Source organism: Streptomyces sp. HNM0645 (assembly GCF_030056615.1).
GTDB classification, from domain to species: Bacteria; Actinomycetota; Actinomycetes; order Streptomycetales; family Streptomycetaceae; genus Streptomyces; species Streptomyces marianii.
In genome coordinates this window covers 64,586-71,089 of the sequence record NZ_JASHLT010000041.1, presented here as the reverse complement: position 1 = coordinate 71,089, position 6,504 = coordinate 64,586, and the positions used below count along the sequence as shown (strand labels likewise).

At 69.6% G+C, this 6,504-nt stretch carries 7 protein-coding genes and 1 pseudogene; 3 read left to right on the top strand and 5 right to left on the bottom strand.

The genetic code is table 11. From position 1 onward, the window contains the following. Positions 1–127, top strand: a pseudogene (locus QMZ92_RS25570) (IS30 family transposase); the annotation flags it as partial. Positions 128–263: 136 nt separating this feature from the next. On the opposite strand, the gene QMZ92_RS25565 reads toward QMZ92_RS25570, so the two are convergent. The 4 genes from QMZ92_RS25565 to QMZ92_RS25550 form a co-directional block, all read right to left on the bottom strand. Continuing rightward, a complete protein-coding gene (locus tag QMZ92_RS25565; protein ID WP_093656853.1) occupies positions 264–674 on the bottom strand; it encodes a Fur family transcriptional regulator in 411 nt (136 codons plus the stop codon). 64 nt (positions 675–738) lie between these two features. Continuing rightward, entirely contained in the window at positions 739–1,650 is a 912-nt protein-coding gene (locus QMZ92_RS25560) for a metal ABC transporter permease (RefSeq protein WP_502962135.1), read from the bottom strand. Beyond that, positions 1,647–2,417 carry a metal ABC transporter ATP-binding protein gene (locus QMZ92_RS25555; RefSeq protein ID WP_283299820.1) on the bottom strand — a complete coding sequence of 257 codons (771 nt, stop codon included), beginning with the start codon at positions 2,415–2,417 and terminating at the stop codon, positions 1,647–1,649. The genes QMZ92_RS25560 and QMZ92_RS25555 overlap by 4 nt, the downstream gene beginning before the upstream one ends. A gap of 50 nt (positions 2,418–2,467) precedes the next feature. Continuing rightward, positions 2,468–3,433, bottom strand: coding sequence for a metal ABC transporter substrate-binding protein (locus QMZ92_RS25550; protein ID WP_283299819.1), 966 nt, complete (start codon positions 3,431–3,433; stop codon positions 2,468–2,470). A gap of 641 nt (positions 3,434–4,074) precedes the next feature. Here QMZ92_RS25550 and QMZ92_RS25545 point away from each other — a divergent pair. Further along, positions 4,075–5,457 carry a glycine--tRNA ligase gene (locus QMZ92_RS25545; protein WP_283299818.1) on the top strand — a complete coding sequence of 461 codons (1,383 nt, stop codon included), beginning with the start codon at positions 4,075–4,077 and terminating at the stop codon, positions 5,455–5,457. A 104-nt stretch (positions 5,458–5,561) separates the two neighbouring features. Then, positions 5,562–5,780 (top strand): hypothetical protein, encoded by a 219-nt coding sequence (locus QMZ92_RS25540; RefSeq protein ID WP_283299817.1) that lies wholly within the window; start codon positions 5,562–5,564, stop codon positions 5,778–5,780. A gap of 71 nt (positions 5,781–5,851) precedes the next feature. On the opposite strand, the gene QMZ92_RS25535 is transcribed toward QMZ92_RS25540, so the two are convergent. Then, positions 5,852–6,439 carry a TetR/AcrR family transcriptional regulator gene (locus QMZ92_RS25535; RefSeq protein WP_283299829.1) on the bottom strand — a complete coding sequence of 196 codons (588 nt, stop codon included), beginning with the start codon at positions 6,437–6,439 and terminating at the stop codon, positions 5,852–5,854. Positions 6,440–6,504 lie beyond the last annotated feature (65 nt).

Sequence of the window (6,504 nt, the reverse complement as noted above, 5' to 3'; positions counted from 1 at the left end):
CACCGACCTGTCCGTCCACACCCGCGACCACCTCGACGCCGTCGCCGCCGAACTCAACGGCCGCCCACGCAAAACGCTCGGCTGGGAAACCCCAGCCGAGCGCCTGCATAAACTACTCGCGGCCTGATCAAACCGACCACGTGTTGCGACGATCCCTAGAAACCGCCCCCACGGCGAAGGGCCCGCACCGGCAACAGCCGGCGCGGGCCCCTCAGCCACCCCGCCGCACCCGCGGTCACGGGTCCGCAGACGGGACCACGGGATCACTTCTTCGCGCACTCCGCGCACGTACCGAAGATCTCCACCGTGTGCGCCACGTTCACATAGCCGTGCTGCGCCGCGATCGTCTCCGCCCACTGCTCCACAGCGGGGCCCTCGACCTCGACCGCCTTGCCGCACACCCGGCACACCAGATGATGGTGGTGCTCACCCGACGCGCAACGCCGGTACACCGACTCACCGTCGCTCGTGCGCAGCACATCGACCTCGCCGGCATCGGCGAGCGACTGCAGCGTCCGGTAGACCGTCGTCAGGCCGACCGAATCGCCGCGGTGCTTGAGCATGTCGTGCAGCTCCTGCGCACTGCGGAACTCGTCCACCTCGTCCAGCGCCGCCGCGACCGCGGCCCGCTGACGGGTCGACCGGCCGCGCACGGGGGGTCCAGCCGTCGCCACAGGTACCTCCTTACGTTCCGCCGCTCCTCGACGGCCATTCTGCCAGGCCCGCCACGGGCACCGGTCAGACCACGGCGCCACCCGCCGGACGGCGGGTCGCCGGAACGTCCACGTCGCACTCCGCCCCCGCGGCCCCCGCCAACGCCTCGACCGCCCGCGACCGCCGCCGCGCCAACGGCGTCGCCAGCGCCGTGAACAGCATGAACACCGCGATCGCCAGCAGCACGATCGTCGCGCCCGGCGGCACGTCCTGGTAGTACGTGGTGACCGTACCGGCCAGCGTCACCGCCACCCCGATCGCCACCGCCACCACGAACGTCACCGCGAACGAACGCGTCACCTGCTGCGCCGCCGCCACCGGCACCACCATCAGCGCGCTCACCAGCAGCAGCCCGACGACACGCATCGCGACCGTCACCGTCACCGCGGCCGTCACCGCCACCAGCAGGTTCAGCGCCCGCACCGGCAGCCCCGTGACCCGCGCGAACTCCTCGTCCTGGCTGATCGCGAACAACTGCCGCCGCAGCCCCACCGTCACCAGCAGCACGAAGCCCGCCAGCAGACAGATCGCGACGACGTCCTCGTCCGAGACGGTGGACAGCGAACCGAACAGGTACGACGTCAGATTGGCGCTCGACCCCGTCCCACTGAGATTCATCAGCATCACGCCGCCCGCCATCCCGCCGTAGAACAGCATCGCCAGCGCGATGTCACCGCGGGTCCGCCCGTACGCCCGGATCAGCTCCATCGCCACCGAACCGGCCACCGCCACCAGCATCGCCATCCACACCGGACTCGTGGACAGCAGGAAACCGAGACCGACGCCGGTCAGCGCGACATGGCCGATGCCGTCGCCCATCAGCGCCTGCCGGCGCTGCACCAGATGAATGCCCACGGCCGGTGCCGTGACGCCCACCAGCACGGCGGCCAGCAGCGCCCGCTGCATAAAGGGGTCCTGGAGGAATTCCATGATCAGCTCAGCAGTCCCGTGCGGAGCGGCTCGTCGGCCGCATGCGGATGAACGTGGTCGTGGCCGGGCAGCGCATGCTGGCCCACGGCACGCGGAGGCGGCCCGTCATGGACGACACAGCCGTCCCGCAGCACCACCGCCCGGTCGATCAACGGCTCCAGCGGGCCCAGCTCGTGCAGCACCAGCAGCACCGTCGTCCCCGCCGCCACCTGCTCCTGCAGCGTCCCGGCGAGGATCTCCTGACTGGCCAGGTCCACACCCGCCATCGGCTCGTCCATGATCAGCAGTTCCGGCTCCGCGGCCAGCGCACGGGCGATCAGCACCCGCTGGTGCTGCCCACCCGACAGCGCGCTCACCGAGTCCCTCGCCCGGTCGGCGAGCCCGACGAGCCCGATCGCCCGCCGCACCGCCGCACGGTCGCCCTTCGACGGCCACCCCAACCTCGTCCGCGACAGCCGGCCGGACGCCACCACCTCCCGGACCGTCGCCGGCACCCCGCTCACCGCGGTCGTGCGCTGCGGAACGTAACCCACCCGCGACCACGCACGGAAACGGCGCAACTCCGTACCGAACAACGACACCGAACCACCAGTGAGCGGCACCTGGCCGATCACCGACCGCACGGCCGTCGACTTCCCCGAGCCGTTCGCGCCGAGCAGCGCCACGACCTCACCGCGCTCCACCGCCAGGTCGACGCCGCGCAACACGGGACGCGAACCCAGCGTGGCACGGGCCCCGCGGACGGATATGACGGGCTCTGCGACGGGCTCCATGGGCTTCGCCTCCGATGCTGCTCCTGCCGAAACGGCCGGTGAAACGACTGTCACTTCGCGCCGAGCGCCTTCTGCAGCGCGGCGAGGTTGGACTCCATCACCGACAGGTAGTCGTCACCCTTGGACCTGTCCGTGATGCCCTCCAGCGGGTCCAGGACGTCCGTCCGCAGCCCCGTGTCCTTCGCGAGCGTCTTCGCCGTACGGTCACTGGCCAGCGTCTCGAAGAAGACCGTGGACACCTTCTCCTGCTTCGCGACCGACTGGAGCTCCTTGATCCGCGCCGGGCTCGGCTCGGACTCCGGGCCGAGCCCGGCGATGCCGTGCTGATCCAGCCCGTACCGCTCGGCGAGGTAGCCGAAGGCGGAATGGGTGGTGATGAAGGTCCTGGTGGTGCTGTTCCTCAGGCCGTCGGTGAACTTGGCGTCCAGTGCCCTCAGCTTGCCGACCAGCGTCTCGGTGTTCTTCCGGTAGTCCGCGGCATGCGCCGGATCGGCCTTCGCCAGGGAGTCCCCGACGCCCTCGGCGACCTCGGCGTACTTCACCGGGTCCAGCCAGACGTGCGGATCGGCCCCGGCCCCGGCGCCGTGCTCCTCGCCCCCGCCCTCGTCACCGTGGTCGTGGCCGACCTCGGTGCCGTGGTCCTCCATCCCGGTCAGGGTCGCGGCGTCCACCGTGTGCTCGACGCCGGACTGCGCGATCGCCTCGTCCACGGCGGGCTGCACGCCCTTCAGATAGAGGACGTAGTCGGCCCGGCGGAGCTCCGACGCCTGCCTGGGCTTCAGCTCCAGGTCATGCGGCTCCACACCCGGCTTCGTCAGCGTCGTGACCTCCACGTGGTCACCGCCGATCTCCTCGGCCAGGTACTGCATCGGGTAGAACGACGCCACCACGTCCAGCTTGCCGCCCGCCTGGGCGCCTCCGGCCGAGGACGCACCCGAGCAGGCCGAGAGCGAGACGAGGCCCAGCGCGGTCGCTCCCGCGAGGGCAGTGGTGGGTATGAGACGGCGTACGTTCATGACAGTCATTTTCAACAAAGATGGAAACGATTGTCAATTGAATCATCGGTCCTGATCGCCCGACGCCCCCCACACCGCCCGCCCCCACCTGCCCCGGCCTCACCATCCCCCCACCGCCACCCCCACCACCCGACGATCCCCCCGTACGGTGCCGCCCTGCAGCGCACCGACATCCACGCCACCCCCGCCGACCACCCGGCACCGCCCTGCCCGGCATGCCTCGCCACACCGCCCCACCCCCGGAACCCCTCTCACCCCCTCCCCGTCGGCACCCTCACCACGGCCGACGAACACCGCCCGAAACTCCGCGGACCCGTACCGCGGCGCTCCCACCTCCGCAACGGAGACGAAGGCATCACCCGGAGGTGCCCGACGGGGCCGTCACCACCCCCAGGTACGCCGTCGCCGACCCCTCCACGGACGAAACCGGCACCCCAACCCTCTACGGCGAGAACGGAGCGTGCATCACCTATCACCCGGACCGGTACGGGTCCGGCGACGACATCCACGACCGGATCCGACGGCACGTCCCCCCACGCCTCCGCTTCCGCGAACGAGGAGGCGAACCGATTTGATACAGGGGGTACGAGCGCCGGTAATCTGAAGCATTCGCACTTCGTCGTCGTAATGAAGAGAGCACCGTGGCCGCCGACAAGATCGACACGATCGTCAACCTGAGCAAGCGCCGTGGGTTCGTCTACCCCAGCAGCGAGATCTACGGCGGCCAGCGCGCCGCCTGGGACTACGGACCGCTGGGTACCGAGCTCAAGGAGAACATCAAGCGCCAGTGGTGGCGCTACATGGTCACCTCGCGCGAGGACGTCGTCGGCATCGACTCGTCGGTGATCCTGGCGACCGAGGTCTGGGAAGCCTCCGGCCACGTCGCCACCTTCACCGACCCGCTCACCGAGTGCACCTCCTGCCACAAGCGCTTCCGCGCCGACCACCTCGAAGAGGCCTACGAGGAGAAGCACGGCCACGCCCCCGCCAACGGCCTGACCGACATCAACTGCCCCCACTGCGGCACCAAGGGCCAGTTCACCGAGCCCAAGCAGTTCTCCGGCCTCCTCTCCACCCACCTCGGCCCCACCCAGGACTCCGGCTCCATCGCCTACCTGCGCCCCGAGACCGCCCAGGGCATCTTCACCAACTTCGCCCAGGTCCAGCAGACCTCCCGCCGCAAGCCGCCCTTCGGCATCGCCCAGGTCGGCAAGTCCTTCCGCAACGAGATCACCCCCGGCAACTTCATCTTCCGCACCCGCGAGTTCGAGCAGATGGAGATGGAGTTCTTCGTCAAGCCCGGCGAGGACGAGAAGTGGCACGAGTACTGGATGGAGCAGCGCTGGAACTGGTACACCGGCCTGGGTCTCCGTGAGGAGAACATGCGCTGGTACGAGCACCCCAAGGAGAAGCTCTCCCATTACTCCAAGCGCACCGCCGACATCGAGTACCGCTTCCAGTTCGGCGGCAGCGAATGGGGCGAGCTCGAAGGCGTCGCCAACCGCACCGACTACGACCTCGGCGCCCACTCCAAGGCCTCAGGCACCGACCTGTCGTACTTCGATCAGGAAGCCGGCGAGCGCTGGACCCCCTACGTCATCGAGCCCGCCGCCGGTGTCGGCCGCACCATGCTCGCCTTCCTCCTCGACGGCTACAACGAGGACGAAGCCCCCAACGCCAAGGGCGTCATGGAGAAGCGCACCGTCCTGCGCCTCGACCACCGCCTCGCCCCGGTGAAGGTCGCCGTCCTGCCGCTGTCCCGCAACCCCCAGCTCTCCCCGAAGGCCAAGGGCCTCGCCGCCGACCTCCGGCAGAACTGGAACATCGAGTTCGACGACGCCGGCGCCATCGGCCGCCGCTACCGCCGTCAGGACGAGATCGGCACCCCCTACTGCGTCACCGTCGACTTCGACACCCTCGACGACAACGCGGTCACCGTCCGCGAGCGCGACACCATGAAGCAGGAACGCGTCTCCCTCGACCAGATCCAGGGCTACCTCGCCACCCGCCTCCTCGGCTGCTGACGCTCGCCCCACGACGGCAACAAGGCCCCCGGTTCCGGGTACGGAACCGGGGGCCCTCATGCACACTGGGCCCACTCGTCGACCGCCGGCAGAGGAGGCACACCATGCCGTCCACCACCAGCAGCAAAGTCAGCAGATGGGACCAGCACGGACGCGAACACACCGTCCGCGTCCGGAAAGCAGGCGTACAGAAGGCACTCACCTGCGACACCTGCGGCTGGCGCAAAGGCGCCCAGTTCCTCCCCTGGCTCAAGGCCGAGGAGCACCTCGCCGACGCCCACCAGGCCACCGTCGACCCGGGCAACCGGACCCGCAGCGACTGACCACCAGCCGGACACCACAGCTCGGACAGCACGCACCGCGCCGGCGAGGAGGCCTCGAGCGGCGGAAACCGTCAGACCCGCAGACCACGCAACAACACCTCGCACACCGCACGGAACTCGTCGTCGATCGACGGCCTCCGCCACTCCGGCGCAAACACCGGATCATGGAAACGCGCCGTCGCGTCGAACACCGCCTGCGCCACCGACACCGGATCCACGGCCACGAACTCCCCGCCGCGCACCCCCTCTTCGACGATCCGCGTCACCTGGCTGACCAGCACCACCAGATGCTCGTCCACCACATCACTGGCCTCCGTGATCAGCACCGCGTACGTGGCGAACAACTCCGGATCGTCACCCGCCTTGTGACGCTTCGCCTCGAACAGGCACGACAACCACGCCCGCAGCTTCTCCTCCGCCGAACCGGCAGGCCCCTCCGTGATCTCCGACAGCAACTCCTCGGTGCGGCCCAGCCAGCGAGCCGTCACCGCCTCACGCAGCGCCGCCTTGGTGCGGAAATGCCGGTACACACTGCCGTGACTCACCCCGAGGGCGCGCGCCACATCGACGACCGTCGCCTTGGACGGACCGAAACGACGCAGCACCTCCTCGGTCGCCTCGAGGATGCGGTCGGCGGTCAGGGTCTCCGTGGTGGACATGGCACCGACGTTACCCTTCCCCACCGACACGACCCGGACCAGTCGGACACCCGGCACGACGGGCA

Bases quoted from the DNA above. Each gene is read 5' to 3' on its own strand.
- QMZ92_RS25555 (WP_283299820.1), bottom strand. From the start codon at position 2,417: ATGGAGCCCGTCGCAGAGCCCGTCATATCCGTCCGCGGGGCCCGTGCC.
- QMZ92_RS25550 (WP_283299819.1), bottom strand. From the start codon at position 3,433: ATGAACGTACGCCGTCTCATACCCACCACTGCCCTCGCGGGAGCGACC.
- QMZ92_RS25540 (WP_283299817.1), top strand. From the start codon at position 5,562: ATGCCGTCCACCACCAGCAGCAAAGTCAGCAGATGGGACCAGCACGGA.
- QMZ92_RS25535 (WP_283299829.1), bottom strand. From the start codon at position 6,439: ATGTCCACCACGGAGACCCTGACCGCCGACCGCATCCTCGAGGCGACC.